Origin of the sequence: Gilliamella sp. Bif1-4 (genome assembly GCF_001690535.1) — a bacterium.
Taxonomy (GTDB): domain Bacteria; phylum Pseudomonadota; class Gammaproteobacteria; order Enterobacterales; family Orbaceae; genus Gilliamella; species Gilliamella bombi.
The window spans coordinates 110905-127745 of sequence record NZ_LZHC01000024.1 but is presented as its reverse complement, the minus strand read 5'-3'; the positions used below and the strand labels follow the sequence as shown (position 1 = coordinate 127745).

The 16841-nt window shown below is 33.0% G+C and carries 15 protein-coding genes; 10 read left to right on the top strand and 5 right to left on the bottom strand.

Translation table 11 applies throughout. The annotated features are described in order from the left end of the window. Nucleotides 1-116: 116 nt before the first annotated feature. Nucleotides 117-362 (top strand): GlsB/YeaQ/YmgE family stress response membrane protein, encoded by a 246-nt coding sequence (locus A9G25_RS03375; protein WP_065625740.1) that lies wholly within the window; start codon nt 117-119, stop codon nt 360-362. 249 nt (nt 363-611) lie between these two features. Further along, nucleotides 612-2009, top strand: coding sequence for a cysteine--tRNA ligase (gene cysS, locus A9G25_RS03370; protein ID WP_065625739.1), 1398 nt, complete (start codon nt 612-614; stop codon nt 2007-2009). A 107-nt stretch (nt 2010-2116) separates the two neighbouring features. Here cysS and trmJ read toward each other — a convergent pair whose 3' ends face one another. Next, on the bottom strand, nt 2117-2806 hold the full coding sequence (gene trmJ, locus A9G25_RS03365) for a tRNA (cytosine(32)/uridine(32)-2'-O)-methyltransferase TrmJ (protein ID WP_065625989.1): 690 nt from the start codon (nt 2804-2806) through the stop codon (nt 2117-2119). A gap of 316 nt (nt 2807-3122) precedes the next feature. Here trmJ and raiA point away from each other — a divergent pair, with 316 nt between their 5' ends. From raiA to mutY, 3 genes are all read left to right on the top strand, one after another. Beyond that, nucleotides 3123-3455, top strand: a complete 333-nt coding sequence (raiA, locus tag A9G25_RS03360; RefSeq protein ID WP_065625738.1) for a ribosome-associated translation inhibitor RaiA — start codon at nt 3123-3125, stop codon at nt 3453-3455. A gap of 100 nt (nt 3456-3555) precedes the next feature. Continuing rightward, nucleotides 3556-4707, top strand: a complete 1152-nt coding sequence (pheA, locus tag A9G25_RS03355) for a bifunctional chorismate mutase/prephenate dehydratase (protein WP_065625737.1) — start codon at nt 3556-3558, stop codon at nt 4705-4707. A gap of 5 nt (nt 4708-4712) precedes the next feature. Then, a complete protein-coding gene (gene mutY, locus A9G25_RS03350) occupies nt 4713-5753 on the top strand; it encodes an A/G-specific adenine glycosylase (protein WP_065625736.1) in 1041 nt (346 codons plus the stop codon). Between the two features lie 242 nt (nt 5754-5995). Here the strand turns inward: mutY and A9G25_RS03345 are convergent, their stop codons facing one another. Together A9G25_RS03345 and A9G25_RS03340 are read right to left on the bottom strand one after the other, a co-directional pair. Continuing rightward, nucleotides 5996-7180, bottom strand: coding sequence for an FAD-dependent monooxygenase (locus A9G25_RS03345; RefSeq protein ID WP_065625735.1), 1185 nt, complete (start codon nt 7178-7180; stop codon nt 5996-5998). Nucleotides 7181-7195: 15 nt separating this feature from the next. Further along, complete coding sequence (locus A9G25_RS03340; RefSeq protein ID WP_034909727.1) at nt 7196-7375, bottom strand: Sec-independent protein translocase subunit TatA; 180 nt, start codon at nt 7373-7375, stop codon at nt 7196-7198. A 619-nt stretch (nt 7376-7994) separates the two neighbouring features. On the opposite strand from A9G25_RS03340, the gene A9G25_RS03335 reads away from it, so the two are divergent. Beyond that, entirely contained in the window at nt 7995-8684 is a 690-nt protein-coding gene (locus A9G25_RS03335) for a LexA family transcriptional regulator (RefSeq protein WP_065625734.1), read from the top strand. Nucleotides 8685-8936: 252 nt separating this feature from the next. Further along, nucleotides 8937-10772 (top strand): ABC transporter ATP-binding protein, encoded by a 1836-nt coding sequence (locus A9G25_RS03330; RefSeq protein ID WP_065625733.1) that lies wholly within the window; start codon nt 8937-8939, stop codon nt 10770-10772. A gap of 63 nt (nt 10773-10835) precedes the next feature. On the opposite strand, the gene dacB is transcribed toward A9G25_RS03330, so the two are convergent. Then, nucleotides 10836-12272, bottom strand: coding sequence for a serine-type D-Ala-D-Ala carboxypeptidase (dacB, locus tag A9G25_RS03325; RefSeq protein WP_065625732.1), 1437 nt, complete (start codon nt 12270-12272; stop codon nt 10836-10838). Between the two features lie 178 nt (nt 12273-12450). Between dacB and A9G25_RS03320 the strand changes: the two genes are divergently transcribed. After that, nucleotides 12451-13464, top strand: coding sequence for a TerC/Alx family metal homeostasis membrane protein (locus tag A9G25_RS03320; RefSeq protein WP_065625731.1), 1014 nt, complete (start codon nt 12451-12453; stop codon nt 13462-13464). Between the two features lie 57 nt (nt 13465-13521). Here A9G25_RS03320 and cycA read toward each other — a convergent pair whose 3' ends face one another. Beyond that, nucleotides 13522-14895 (bottom strand): D-serine/D-alanine/glycine transporter, encoded by a 1374-nt coding sequence (cycA, locus tag A9G25_RS03315; protein WP_065625730.1) that lies wholly within the window; start codon nt 14893-14895, stop codon nt 13522-13524. Nucleotides 14896-15092: 197 nt separating this feature from the next. Here cycA and mltA point away from each other — a divergent pair, with 197 nt between their 5' ends. Then, on the top strand, nt 15093-16184 hold the full coding sequence (mltA, locus tag A9G25_RS03310) for a murein transglycosylase A (protein WP_065625729.1): 1092 nt from the start codon (nt 15093-15095) through the stop codon (nt 16182-16184). Nucleotides 16185-16254: 70 nt separating this feature from the next. Then, nucleotides 16255-16836: a dCTP deaminase gene (gene dcd / locus A9G25_RS03305; RefSeq protein WP_065625728.1), complete on the top strand. Its 582-nt coding sequence runs from the start codon at nt 16255-16257 to the stop codon at nt 16834-16836. The last annotated feature ends 5 nt before the right edge of the window (nt 16837-16841 follow it).

Sequence of the window (16841 nt, the reverse complement as noted above, 5' to 3'; positions counted from 1 at the left end):
CGTTTATTATTTTTAATTAATTGATTAAAACTATTACATTGAGCATCAACATCTGTTAGATTTTTTAATTTATTTGAGTAAACTAAAATTAATTTCAATAAAAGAAGGAAATTATCATGGGTATTATAAGTTGGGTTATTCTAGGATTAATTGCCGGCTGGATTGCAAAGTTTTTTATGCCACTAGGACGTGTAGGGGTTATTAAAACTATTTTATTAGGCATAGCAGGGGCCTTAGTGGGTGGGTATATTAGCACCTTCTTTGGTTGGGGTAGTGTAACTGGATTTAATTTCCCTAGTTTGTTAATTTCAGTACTTGGATCGATTATACTCATTTATATCTATCGCCATTTAAAACAATAAGTTATTTTAATTTAGATTGGCGGGTAAACCGCCAATTTAAATTAGATTAAGGTTTGTATTTATAGTACATAATATTTCTCATCATCAGTCTTAAAAACATCTATACGAACTCAACAAATTTAATTCAGTTATATTGGTATATACATTTTCTCAATTTTGCTTGCAAAGTTCTCAATAAGTAATTTCGTCATATCCAGAATTTTGTTATATTATCTAACAAAATCCATCAATTTTACCCTGTAGATTATAATGTTAAAAATATTCAATACATTAACACGCGAAAAAGAAATATTTCAACCAATTACCCCTAATAAAGTTGGACTCTATGTTTGTGGAGTGACAATTTACGATCTTTGTCATATTGGTCACGGACGTACTTTCGTTGCTTTCGATGTTGTCGCACGTTATTTACGTTTTTTAGGTTACAATTTAACTTATGTTCGTAATATTACTGATGTTGATGACAAAATAATTAGACGTGCGTTCGAAAATGGTGAAACCTGTAATCAACTCACAGATAGAATGCTACAAGAAATGTATGCCGATTTTGATGCACTAAATATTCGTCGACCTGATATAGAGCCTCGTGCAACTCATCATATGCCACAAATTATCAAATTAGTTGAAGAGCTTCTCGAAAAAAAACATGCATATATTGCCAATAATGGTGATATCATGTTTTCGGTAGACAGCGATCCGAATTACGGTATTTTATCTCGCCAAAATTTAGAACAATTACAAGCTGGTGCTAGAGTTGAAGTTGTTGATGTTAAACAAAATCCAATGGATTTTGTATTATGGAAAATGTCAAAACCTAACGAACCAAGTTGGGATTCACCATGGGGTAAAGGTCGCCCTGGTTGGCACATTGAATGTTCAGCAATGAACAGCTATCAATTAGGCAATCACTTTGATATTCACGGTGGCGGTTCAGATTTAATGTTTCCGCATCATGAAAACGAAATTGCCCAATCAACTTGTGCGCATAACGGTCAATATGTAAATTACTGGATGCACTCTGGTATGGTAATGATCGACCAAGAAAAAATGTCAAAATCACTCAATAATTTTTTCACTATTCGCGATGTATTAAAGCATTATGATGCTGAAACAGTACGTTATTTTTTACTATCTGGTCATTATCGTAGTCAGTTAAATTATAGTGAAGATAATTTAAAACAAGCAAGAATGGCACTTGAGCGACTATATACAGCCTTGCGAGATACTGATGCGAATCATCCACATACGACACCTGACAGTAATTATTATCGCCAGTTTTGTAACGCAATGGATGATGACTTTAATACACCAGAAGCTTATTCAACGCTTTTTGATCTGGCTCGTGAAATAAATAAAGCCAAAGCCGATAATAATATGCAACTCGCTAATGAATTAGCAGCTGAGTTACGTTATTTATCAGCAGTACTTGGATTATTAGAGCAAGATCCTGTTAAATTTTTACAAGGTGATAAGCAAGATGATGTTGATGTGGCATTAGTCGAAGCATTAATAAAACAACGTAACGAAGCAAGAGCAAGCAAAAATTGGTCTCAGGCCGATGAAGCTCGTGACAAACTAAATGCAATGAATATTGTTCTTGAAGATAGTGCAAACGGCACAACATGGCGCAAAAAAGCTAAAAGCTAAAAGCTAACATATTAGAATTGATATTTTGATTAATAGATAAGATACTACATTAAACAGTATCAACCTTAAAATAGCACCCACAAATCTGTGGGTGTTTCTATTTGACATCAATGTAAAATTTTATTAATCGAAGTTAAAATGCCACGCAAAATATTTAGTTCCTGTTGTTCAATACGTGCACGTGTAAATAATCGACGCAAACGCCCCATAATTTGTCCTGGATGATTGGCATTAATAAAGCCTGTCTGTAATAAAGTTTGTTCTAAATGCTGGTAAAAGCGCTCTATATCAGCATCTATAGGAAACTCAGTTTCAGCCATATTCTCATTTTCCCACTCAGATTGCAGATCTTCAAGATTGAGCATTGACATGCGAATTTCATAACACAAAACCTGTACAGACATAGCAAGATTTAAAGAACTATAACTAGGGTTAGCTGGAATCCCAACATGATAATGGCACTTTTGCAATTCTTCATTAGTTAAACCAACACGCTCACGCCCAAATACCAAAGCGACTTGAGTATGGAGATTTGAAACTTCTTGAATAATCTTATCGCCACACTTTTTGGGAGTTAAATATGGCCACTGTAAACTACGAGAACGCGCACTAGTACCAATCACTAAAGTACAATCAGCAATGGCTTGTTCAAGTGAAGAAAAGATTTGTGAATTTTTTATAATATCACTGGCACCTGCAGCTAACGAAATCGATTGAGAATCAGGCTTGATGACCGGATTAACTAAACAAAGGTTAGTTAATCCCATGGTTTTCATTGCTCTCGCAGCAGAGCCCATATTGCCTGTATGAGATGTTTCAACCAAAACAATCTTCACATTATCTAAATAACTCACATTGTCCTCATTATTGAAAATTACCTATAACATAGGATAAACTAAATAATTATTAATACAGTATATATTAAATTCATGGTAAAATCAGTGTCAGCCCCTCCACCATGTTATGCAATATTCAGCCAATGGAATTTATTTCAAAATTAAATTAATAAAAATTAGACAAAAACAAAGATCTTATTGACGAGACTAAAATAATTTGCCAATGTAATAACAACATTAAAATTAACTTTGTTGATAAAAAATGAGGAGGTCAATTATGACTTTAAGTATTACCAGTAAACAAATGGATGTTACCCCTGCTATTCGTAGCTATCTAGAAGATAAATTTTCGAAGTTAGATAAATGGAGAGCACTGTTAATCAACCCTCATTTTATTTTATCGAAAGAACCAGATGGATTTATTGTTGATGCAACAATTGCCACCAAAGGAACTTCATTAGTTGCCTCTGCCAAACATATTGATATGTATGCTGCAATAAATGACCTTATTGATAAGCTTGAAAAACAACTTAATAAACTACAACACAAAAATGAATCTCGGCGTGCCATTAACAGCATAAAAGACGCAGTATTAGAAGAAGAAATTTAATTTGTCAATTTTCTTGATTGAATAAAAAGGCACTTTGATGGTGCCTTTATTTTTTTGCTTGTTATAATACAAACTATCTTTTTTAAATAACTAATAAAAAATGGCTATAAATCCTTTATTATCTTTGCGAGATAAAATTAATAAATTAGATAAAACATTGTTAGAGCTTATTGCCCAGAGGCGCCAACTTTCAACACAAGTAATTCATACAAAAATTGAAGCAAATATTCCTGTGCGTGATATTGATCGTGAGCGTTCACTTATCAGAACCTTAATCAATGAAGGCAAAGACTATCATCTTGATGATATTTTCATTAAACGCTTATATCAATTAATTATTGAAGATTCTGTACTATTACAACAAAAAATCTTGCAAGAAAAGCTTAACCTAAGCACAATCACCACAGCCAAAGTTGCCTTTTTAGGCCCCAAAGGATCTTATTCGCATTCTGCCGCTCGCCGCTATGCTAGCACTCACTTAGATGAAATGATTGAATTAAGCTGTTCAACCTTTAAAGAGATTTTTGAACAAGTCGAAAATGGTGCCGTAGATTATGGAATTTTACCAATAGAAAATTCAAGTTCAGGCTCAATTAATGAAGTTTATGATTTATTACAAAAAACTAATCTGCATATTATTGGTGAGCTCTCTTTACCTATTGATCATTGTGTTCTTGCTATACAAAATTCACAGCTAGAGCAAATCGATACTATCTATAGCCATCCACAACCATTCCAGCAATGTAGTAACTTCTTAGAGAACTATCCTCATTGGAAAATCATACACTGCGATAGTACTTCATCAGCAATGGAAACTGTAGCTAAATTGAATCAACCTAATGTTGCAGCTATGGGCAATAAAGATGGTGGTGAATTATATGGGCTACAAGTCCTTGAACATAATTTTGCCAATCAAAAAGAAAACATTACTCGTTTTATTGTGTTAGCTCGTCAGCCAATAGAAGTATCTGATCAAATCCCGGCTAAAACCACAATTCTCATGAAAACAGGTCAGCAAGCAGGTGCTTTAGTTGATGCGCTATCGGTATTACGTAACCATAACATTGTTATGACTAAACTTGAATCACGACCAATTCATGGTACGCCTTGGGAAGAGATGTTTTATATCGATTTGCAAGGTAACATTCATTCTTATGAAATGCAAACAGCTCTCAAAGAATTGGCATCAATGACTTTATATACTAAGGTACTAGGGTGCTATCCTAGTGATTCTATTGTTGCTGCAATGTAATAGCTATGACAATACAACACTTTTCGCAAGCTGTCCTGACGTGGTATGAACAATATGGCAGAAAATCGCTACCATGGCAGGTCGAAAAAAGCTCTTATCATGTTTGGTTGTCTGAAGTGATGCTACAGCAAACCCAAGTTGCAACGGTTATTCCTTACTTTAATCGTTTTATTGAGCACTTCCCACAAATAACAGATTTAGCAAAAGCGCCAATTGATGATGTATTGCATCTTTGGACAGGACTTGGTTATTATGCAAGAGCACGTAATTTACATAAAGCAGCACAATTAATTGTGGATAAATTTAATGGCATGTTCCCTACAAAGTTCGATGATATCGTCGCACTTCCAGGCATAGGACGCTCAACAGCTGGTGCAATTTTATCTCTTGCACAAAATCAACATTATCCAATTTTAGATGGCAACGTAAAACGTGTTTTAACCCGATATTTTGCTGTTGAAGGTTGGCCTGGTATTAAAACTGTCGAAAATAAACTTTGGCAATTAAGTGAACAAGTCACACCGAAACATAAGGTAGCAAAATTTAATCAAGCTATGATGGATATTGGGGCTATGGTTTGCACACGCACTAAACCTAAATGCTCCTTATGCCCATTGCAAACCCATTGTCTAGCATATAAAACCGAAAGCTGGCAACTCTATCCCACAAAAAAAACTAAAAATGCCATTCCCGAAAAGACAGCCTATTTCTTAATGCTGGAATATAATCATACAATTTGGCTTGAAAAAAGGCCTCCGTCTGGTATTTGGGGAGGATTGTACTGTTTTCCTCAATTTTCAAGTAAACAAGCAATAACTGACTGGTTAAAAAAACAAGGTATCGAAACAACAGCACCAAAGCAACTTGTTGCATTTCGCCACACATTTAGTCATTTTCACTTAGATATTTTTCCTATTCATTGTGTCATTACTAAGTATACAAAATGTTTCAATGAACCTAGTGGCTATTGGTATAAACTAAAATCTAACAACGCAAAAATAGGTCTTGCTACCCCTGTTTATAACTTATTAAAACAAACAGTTTAACCACGATTTATTATCAATATTGGTGCACTTTTTAGTGCATAATTATTATTCTTGTTTAACTATAATTTGCTAAGTACATTAGATCATGCGGCTTTAGTTCAGTTTACTTATTTTATGGTTAGATTGTTATTTCTGGAATAGATTCTTAATCTATTAAGTACCATAATTTATTTTTTATACTGAAACACATATTTTCCTGAAAGTTTTTGACAGACACAATAATAACTAGATATAAGTTTAAATTAAATATGCATAGCATATTTAATCAGTTGCTTTTTTAATAGCTGGCTATTATCAATAACATTCATACCAATTGTTCTTAACGTCTTTTTCAACAAATTATCACCATTAAACATATCTTGAATAGTTTGCATGGCCGTGAGCATAACTAACGCATCTTTGCGACGATTAAACTCAAATGATTTTAAATTTTTTGCAAGCCCAATATCTTTATTAGTTTCAATTAATTGTTTAATGGTTGAAACGAATAAAGCTGAATCTTGAAAACCTAAATTTACACCTTGCCCAGCTAAAGGGTGAATGGTGTGTGCAGCATCGCCAATAAGTACTAATCGATGCTTAACAAATTGTTTAGCAAAACGCGCTTTTAATGGAAATACAATTCTAGGGTTAATTAACTGGCATTTACCGACTTTATCGCCAGTTAACCGAAATAATTCGTTCGAAAATTCTGATTCGGAAAGCGAAGTTAAAGTAGTTGCATTATCTGGTTTTGTCGACCAAACTAAGCAACTTTTATTTACATTCCAAAGAGGAAGAAAAGCGATAATCCCATTGGGATAAAACACCTGTCTAGCACAGGATTGATGAGGATATTCAGTTTGAACAGTTGTAATGACAGCATGATGAAGATAATCACGCTCAAGAACAGAAATATTTTCACTCCTACGCACCCAAGAATGAGCACCATCAGCCCCCACCATTAATTTAGCTTGCAAAACAGCTTTATTTGCAAGTGTCAAAAAGGCAAAATCATCATTAAATGTACAATCAACTGCTTCATGGCTATAAATTTTAATATTCGAACTGTTTAAGGCAAACTGGTAAAGGTAATGAGAAATAACATTATTTTCAATTATGTATCCTAGATTAGAATAACCGTAATCTTTGGCTTGGGCAGACAAATGAGCTGGACCATTTTTTTCCCATACACCTATCTCGGTAAATTCCTGTACACGGTTGCTATTGCATAAATCGTCCCATATGCCAATTTTTGAAAAGTAACACTGGCTAGCGCCATTAATAGCAGAAGCTCTAATACTCATTTCAGCATGTGGCAAGAATTCATGCTGACGAATTTTAGTATCTATAATCGCAATGTTTAAATCACATTGGCTAAGTGCACAAGCAGTGGATAAACCAACTAATCCACCACCAACAATGACTACATCAAATTGTAAATTCATACTAAATAAATGCAACTATTTATTATCATCTAACTTATTATCACTTTTTGATTCAACTTCGTCATCATTCATCGCTTTTTTAAAGCCCTTCAACGCTAAACCAAGATCCGAACCTAAATTACGTAACTTCTTAGTGCCAAATAATAAAATCACCACGGCAAGAAACACTAAAAGATGTGGAATACTAAAAGACATAATCAAATCCTCTCAATAAATACAACGCTCTGTTAGGATAAGCTTTAAAACAGATTTTATAGAAAACTGATTATACTCTTTTTGTGAAGGAATTTCATGAATAGTTCAAAAATAAAAAAAGACCTGTATAAAACTATACAGGCCAACATGAAATATAAGAAATATAAGGAAAGAAAACAATGAAAAATCCTTATCCTTCTTATTATCCATTTTTTTTCGCTTTCGTCAACGTTTTTATTTTCTTTTTCTATTTGATTTATTTTTACACAATTAAAAAATCAAATAAAATCACAGCAATAAAAAAAAGTTATTACTAAAAATTTTTGACAAATATCAAATAAAAAATAAAAAATATTTAATTATCAAAGCAATAAATCTTTATTCGCATAAAAACACGCACATTCAAGCAAAAAAAGATAACTGAAAACTTTTTTCCAAAAACATCTGCAATCATAAAAAAATGAAAAAACAAGATAAAAAAATAAGATATAACACAAAAAAAATAAATTAACATAGGAATAAAACAAAATTAATAGATTTTTCAATGTTATTTACGTATACAAAAACAAAAAAAATACATTATAATTAATAAAATTATGAAAAAAATAATGGTTCAAAGATGAATACAATTAAAAATAATAATATTAAAACTTTTAAAGATAGATTATATAGCTCAATGCAAGGTTTATCTGTATCAGCCTTCGCTAAAAAATGTGATATGTCAGAAACAGTAATCCGAGATTATTTATCGGGTAAAACATATCCATCACTTACACGTTTAGAAGTTATTGCTGAAAAATGTAATGTTTCCTTTAATTGGCTTGCTACTGGACATAAATTAGAAGTATTAGAACCTAAAGACAGCGAAGAAGTCTATAACGAAAATATTTATCGCATCCCCGTATATAAAAAACAGTTACCAACAAAAGAAGAAGCGCAAAAAGAGCGCTTTGTTAGGGAAACGCCTCCAGTAATGAATTATCCTATTATTGAAGGTTGGGTTAACCATCGAGGATTAGATGCTAAAAAATTAATTATATACTGGGCTAAAGGTGATTTAATGTCACCAGAAATAAAGAATAATAACGGGTTAATTCTTAATACAGAAATAAATGAAATTATTGATGGTGCAATCTATCTAATTGAATATGAGGATATTACCTTTTTGAGAAAGATACGTTTAACTCTCAATGGATGGTTGTTAATCTGCAATAATAGCCAATATCCTACTATTGAAGTGCCCAAAGCAGACTTTCAGAAATGTCATATTGTTGGGCGTGTTGTACTTATTATTAAAGATATATTTTAAGTCATTAATGGCTATATATTAACTTTCAAGATATAATCATAAAATGAGGAAATATTAAACGTTTTATTTCCTCTTCAGTTTTTTAAAATTTATAATATTATAACAATTGCAGATATATATCTAACTAATATATATCTAAAATTTCATGTAACAAATTAATGCATAGATAATTTACGTCTATTTGCGCTACCCTCTTTTTTATATCATTAATTAAATTATCAATAGAAAACTTTATTATTTATCAGGCCAAATATGTATCGATTTTTTGAAAAATTAGTATCACCTTATCCAAAAGTTGAATCTCAATGTATGCCTAAAAATTTTTTTAATTTCATATGGCAATCAACTAAAGGAACTCGCTTATTTCTACTGTTATTAATCATTCTTAGTGCATTCGCTGGTGCTTTTGAAGCCTTTTTATACGCAGCTCTTGGTAAAGTTATTGATTGGCTTGCAGCGGTTGAACCCAGCAAATTTTGGCAACAAGAAAAAACGACCTTAGTGCTGTTATCCTTAATAATTATAGCAAGTACAATTATTATTGGGTTACAAACTATTATTAAACATCAATGCTTAGCTGGTAATTTTCCAATGAGAATGCGCTGGAACCTTCATCGGTTAGTACTCAATCAAAGCATGCGTTTTTTCCAAGATGAATTTGCTGGTAGAATATCAACCAAAGTCATGCAAACAGCACTTGCTGTTCGTGATACTTGTTTTTTAGTGACGGAGATTTTTATCTATGTCTTTATTTCTTTTATTACTATGGCGACAATCATCGGGCAATTAGATCTTTGGTTATTAATTCCATTTATGGGATGGTGTCTAATTTATGGTATTGCCATGTATTATTTTATTCCTCGTCTAAGTAAAGTTGCTAGCATGCAGGCTGATGCTCGTTCTACGATGACAGGACGAGTAACCGATGCCTATACCAATATCACGACAGTAAAACTTTTTTCTCATGCTGGCAATGAGGCAAAATACGCTAAAGAATCAATGGATGATTTTTTAGTCACTGTTAATAAACAAATGCGCTTAGTCAGTAATTTTGAAATTGTTAATCATTTAATGTCTATTTTGTTGATACTAAGCACGACAGGTATTGCCTTGTGGCTATGGGGCAATCAATTAATTAGTGTTGGTGCAATTGCGACAACAACTGCTGTAACGCTTCGATTAAACGGTTTTTCACATTGGATCATGTGGGAATTGGCAGCCTTATTTGAAAATATTGGCATAGTTAAAGATGGGATTAATACTTTTTCAGCCACTAAAACAGTTATTGATCAACCTAACGCAACATCACTTCATGTTACCCAAGGAAAAATTGAATTTAAGCACATCCATTTTGCTTATGATAAAAAACAACACAATTCAATTATTGAAGATTTAAATTTAACAATCCAACCTGGTGAAAAGATTGGTTTAGTCGGTCGTTCTGGAGCTGGAAAATCAACGCTTATTAATCTATTACTTCGTTTTTACGATTTACAAAGTGGTAATATTTTTATTGATGGTCAAGATATTACTGCCGTTAGTCAAGAAAGCTTACGTTCTAAAATCGGTATGGTGACACAAGATACTTCGTTATTGCATCGCTCAGTACGAGAAAACTTACTTTACGGTAACAAAAATGCTTCTGAAGAGGAGATGATAGAAGCAGCCAAAAGGGCTCATGCAGATAAATTTATTCAAACACTCGTTGATACAAGAGGTAAAACAGGATACGACGCATTTGTTGGTGAACGGGGGATAAAATTATCCGGAGGACAAAGGCAACGTATTGCTATTGCTCGTGTCATTCTAAAAAATGCCCCTATTTTATTATTAGATGAAGCAACAAGTGCATTAGACTCTGAAATTGAACAAGCAATTCAAGAAAGTCTATACACTTTAATGGAAGGCAAAACCGTTATTGCTATTGCCCATCGATTATCAACAATTGCGGCAATGGATAGACTAATCGTACTTGATCAAGGTAAAATCATCGAACAAGGAACCCATCAAGAATTAGTGAACAAGAATGGTTTATACGCACAGCTTTGGAAACATCAGAGTTGTGGTTTTTTAGCCGATAGTATTTAATTTGCAAAAAATTTCAGGACTCATAAACTAAACTTAAAATATATGTGTCCTGACTACACTTTATTAATTAATAAAATTTTTATAGAATTCTGATTCAAATCGCATGACTGCACTATTTTTGGGTTCTCCTTTATTATCAGCTTGGTATCCTGATAATAGCTGTACAAATGCAATATATTCCCCTTCAGACTTTTGGATAAATCCGGCTAAGTTATAGCAACCTTGAATATAACCTGTTTTGGCTCGTATTGTTTCTTTAAAAGGTGCTTGATTAAGACTTTTTCGATTCTGCAAAGTACCATCAACTCCAGCAATTGGTAACATTTCAATAATTCTTAATTTTGTATTATTTGTTGCAATATATTGTAGAATTTCCATTAACTTATCAGCACTAACCAAATTTAATCTAGATAATCCAGAACCATCAGCAATAACTAAATTTTCTAGATTTATACCCGCTTTTTTGCGTAAAATTTGCTTAACAGCATCACCGCCATTACGCCATGTACCTTGAACATTATAATAATGAGCACCTAAAGTCCTAAATATAGCATCTGCATACAAATTATTTGATTTTTTAAGCATAACTGTCAACAGTTCAGAAAGTTGAGCTGATTGGCTAGAGGCTAATAATGACAACTGAGCATTAGTCCTTTGGTTACGTTCAATAATAGTTCCTGTATACGTTATTTTTTTTTGTTTAAGCTCATTTTTTAAAATTTTCGAAAAATATTCAACACTATCAATTACTGCAAATTTTAACGGTATTTTATCTGAACTTACAGCAATGCATCCTGATAAATGGTAATGGTTTTTATCTGAGTAGTTTACATCTAATTCACAATATTTATCATTTAAATCCTTACTATTAGCAGCAATAGTTCTGACATCACCAGTAAGAATAATAGGAGTGTTGGAAGAGACTGAAACAGAGGCTTGGGAACCGACCTTACCCGGAATAATGGTTGCACTAAAACAGTTATTATCAATAATAGCTGCAGATGGCGGAGCACTATAACATGCAGTTAAGTTATTCCAGGACCAGCCCGATGCTTTATCATGACTTGTAAAGATTGAAGTATCCAAAATCACATTTCCTGAAATTTTCTCAATGCCTTTTTGGCTCAGTGTTGCAATCATACTTTTTAATCGATCACGAGTAAAAGTTGGATCTCCACTTAATTGAATAATAAGATCACCATTTAACTGTTTATTACTTATTGAACCATTGGTTTGTATACGCGTTATAAAACGGAAATCATTACCCAGTTCAAGCTGAGCAGCTAACGCAGTTATCACTTTTTGAGTGCTTGCTGGTTGTTTGAATTGATTACTTTTATATTTTGCTAATGTTTTAGGATTACGCCCAACAGATTGAACCAGAATGGATAAATCACTTCCTTTAGGTAAAGAAGATATATAAGGCTCTACTGGTTGTGCATATAATAATCCCGAAATAAAAGGAAGAAGAGTGAGAATAATTATCCTAAATTTTGTCATAAATACTGGCTCAAAATATTATTAAATTAAAACAGTTAAATAAGACTTGCAAATATAACTTTTTTTGATTTAGCTAGCAATATATACTCTATCACTTTTATAATTATATATTACGGTTAAATTAGATAAACCAACTATTCAAATTATCTAAAAACAATTAAAACTAGGTAATATAAATATGATGCAAAGTTCATTAGGATTTCCAATAGAGACCATGTTGGTATTTGTTGTGCTAGCCTTGGCTGCAATTATTGTTGATTTATATGCTCACCATAACGATAAACCTATCAGTTTAAAAAATGCCATTATATGGTCACTTTTTTGGATAATTGTTGCACTGGGGTTTGCACTATTTTTATACATTCACCATGGGAGTACTACTGCTAGCTTATTTGTTGCTGGTTACGTCCTTGAAAAAGCACTATCTGTCGATAATTTGTTTGTCATTATGGCTATTTTTTCTTGGTTTTCAGTACCTAATAATTATCGACATCGCTTACTTTATTGGGGAGTTATTGGCGCTATTATATTCCGCGCCATATTTGTTGTAATTGGAACAAGTTTGTTATATTTAGGTCCTTGGATGGAATTAGCTTTTTCAATATTAGTAGCTTGCACTGGAATAATAATGCTAAAAAATCAAGATAATGGTCAAGACATAAAGGATTATTCAAATCACTTAACTTTTCGCATCGCCAAACGTATTTTTCCATCTTACCCCAAAATTGTCGGCCATCACATTTTATTAACCAAAAAACAACTTGATAGAGAACTTGCAAAACCTGAGAATAGCAATTTAGTTGGTAAAATACCTAAAAGTATTTTTTATGCTACACCGCTGTTCTCATGTATTGTTGTAATTGAGTTAAGTGACGTTATCTTTGCGTTTGATTCTGTTCCTGCCGTGATTGCTGTAAGCCAAGAACCGTTAATTGTCTATAGCTCGATGATTTTTGCTATTTTGGGTCTTAGAACTATGTATTTTATTTTACAAGCCATGAAACAGTATTTAGCTCATCTTGATAAGTCAGTTATCTGTTTACTCTTTTTTATTGCCGGAAAATTGGCTTTAAATGCAAGTAATCATCTATTTGGATACGGTATTGATATAGATCCAATTACCAGTCTTTATATCGTTTTAGGTACACTAGCTTTAGGAATTATTGCTAGCATCATCTGTCCAAAAAAATAAAGTGCGATAATTAGAGTAAAAATATTGGCAGGTTTTCCTGCCATTTTTAGTATAAATTTATTGACGTTTTAAAGATCGAATAAAATAACTTACACCTAAAATAACAAACCAAATAGGTGTTGCCACTAATGCCTGGCGGGTATCAACCTCAAAAGTAAGTAATACAATCACGAAAGCAAAAAAAGCCAAACAAACGCAGCACATAAAAATACCACCTGGCATTTTAAATTGAGATTGTTCATGTAAGTTTATTTTTTTGCGACGATAAGCAATATAAGAAATAAGAATCATCGACCAAATAAACATAAATAAAATAGCCGAAATTGTAGTTACTATAGTAAAAGCTTCCATGACATTAGGCACTAAATAAATCAAAACAACTCCACCAAATAAACATGTGCACGAGAATAATAGCCCATTAGCCGGTACAGAGCGACTTGATAATTTACCAAACGGTTCTGGAGCATCTTGTTTTTTAGCTAGCCCAAACAGCATTCTGCTTGTTGAGTAAATACCACTATTAGCTGATGATGCTGCTGAGGTTAATACTACAAAATTAATAATACTTGCAGCAGCGGGCAAGCCAATTAGAGTGAATAATTCTACAAAAGGACTTTTGTTTGGAGAAATAAACATCCATGGTGTTACACTCATAATAATGATTAAAGCAAAAACATAGAAAAAGATGATACGCAAGGGTACAGAATTAATTGCACGAGGCAAATTTTTGCACGGATCAACGGTTTCAGCTGCAGTTGTGCCAACTAACTCAATCCCAACAAAAGCAAAAATAGCAATTTGAAATCCAGCAAAAAAACCCATACTACCATGAGGGAAAAAGCCCCCGTATTCCCACAAATTCGAAAATGCAGCTGTGGTACCCGTTTGTTCAGAATGAAAAGCAGTCAAAATGAGTACGAGCCCAATTCCTATCAATGCTAAAATTGCAATAATCTTAATCATTGAAAACCAAAATTCTGTTTCACCAAACATTTTTACCGTTAATAAGTTTAGTGTTAAAAGTAAGGCTACTGTTAATAACATTGGTATCCATGACTGCAGTTCAGGAAACCAATGTTGCGAATATCCAGCAATTGCAATTACGTCGGCAATCCCTGTAATTACCCAACAAAACCAATATGTCCAACCAGTAAAAAATCCAGCCCAAGGACCCAAAAGGTCATTGGCAAAATCACTAAAAGATTTGTACTTTAAATTAGAGAGAAGGATTTCCCCCATCGCTCGCATAACAAAAAAAAGGATAAAACCAATAATCATATAAACAAAAATAATAGAAGGCCCTGCAAGACTAATTGTCTTACCCGAGCCCATAAATAAACCTGTTCCGATTGCACCACTAATTGCAATTAATTGAATATGACGGTTAGAAAGATTTCGCTTTAAATCATTTTTTGAGGATGTAATGCTCATCGCTATTATTCCCTTTTATTTTCTATATTTATCGACTTACTAAGAGTCTAGGACTATAAAGTCTATAGAATAAAATCGCAAGTTGAATCGTTATGAAAACTTTTTATGGATTCATAATAATTATCTGTAGTTTCTTATAATAGAATTGTGTAGCATAACTAGCCATATTGCTTAACTTATTATAATTATTTTCCAAGATGAAAAAAAAAGATCGTTATTATTATTTTTATTTTTTAAGTATTTTACTTGTTTTATCTATTTTTATTGGTAGCCAATACTATTCAAATAAACCAACTAATCAAGGCCAACAATATAAAGATGGGAAATTATCTTTACCACTTAACATTAATCAGCCTCAATTAAGTATTCCTGTCAACATATCAGACTACATTATTCAAATAGCTAAAATTAAATCGTCATCGCCTTCTTTATATAAAAAAAATGAACATATTTATAAAGCAATAAATGAGTGGATTAGCCGTTCTTTAATGGTTGATGAATTTTACAAGGTGGGACTTAACAGTTACGAAATGGTTGGACAAGATGGGTATGGCAATGTACATTTAACAGGCTACTACACTCCGATAATCAAAGCAAGGCATCAACCAACAGCAGAATTTAAATACCCTATTTATAAGATGCCTGTTGTTAGTGATGAAGAACAACTACCAAATCGTGAACAAATTTATAATGGAGCTCTTTCTGACAGAGATCTTGAAATTGCATACAGTAATTCCTTAATGGATAACTTTATTATGGAAGTACAAGGTAGTGCCTATATTGATTTTGAAGATGGTTCACCTTTAGTCTTCTTCAGCTATGGAGGTAAAAATAATTATGGCTATTCTAGTATAGGAAGATTATTAGTAGAACAAGGCGAAATAGAAAAAGAAAAAATTTCTATACAATCAATTAAAGATTGGGCAAAAAACAAACCAGAAAATCAAATTAAAGCTTTACTAATTCAAAACCGTTCATTTGTTTTTTTTAATCCACAATATAATGCTGAAGTTACGGGTGCGGCTGAAATACCTTTGGTTGCAAATGCATCAGTCGCATCGGATAAATCAGTCATTCCTTTAGGATCTGTAGTATTAGTTGATGTGCCGCTTCTTGAAGACGATGGGCAATATCGAGGCAAACGAGAAACTCGACTTATGGTTGCACTTGATGTTGGTGGTGCTATAAAAGGTCAACATTTTGACCTTTATCTAGGAATTGGAGATAAAGCAGGAAAATTAGCCGGATACTATAACCATTATGGACGCGCATGGGTACTACAGCCTTAAACTACTAACGTCGACGCCATCAAAAGAACCTGTTAGAATAAAGCAATACAAGCTGAATTAAGGATAACTCATGAGATTATGTGACAGAGATATCGAAGCATATTTAAAAAATGGTAAATTAAAAATAACACCACAGCCTGCAGCAAGCTGTATTAATGGTGCAACTGTTGATGTTAGATTAGGTAATCAATTTCGAACTTTTCGAGAACATACTACACCTTATATAGATTTAAGTGGCCCAAAAGAAGAAGTATCTGCAGTCTTGGAACGAGTGATGAGTGAAGAAATGGTATTAACTGAAGGTGACGCCTTTTACTTACATCCCGGCGAGTTAGCATTAGCTGTAACTTTAGAATCAGTCACTATTCCTGACGATTTAGTCGGCTGGTTAGATGGTCGTTCATCACTTGCTAGATTAGGTCTAATGGTTCACGTTACAGCTCATCGTATCGACCCAGGCTGGCAAGGACAAATTGTATTAGAATTTTACAATTCAGGAAAAATTCCATTAGCACTTAGGCCTGGAATGACAATCGGCGCGCTCAGTTTTGAAACGCTAACTGGTCCTGCTACAAGACCATACAATCGAAGGCTAGATGCAAAATATAAAGACCAGTATGGTGCTGTTGCCAGTCGTATTGATAAAGACTGAATAAT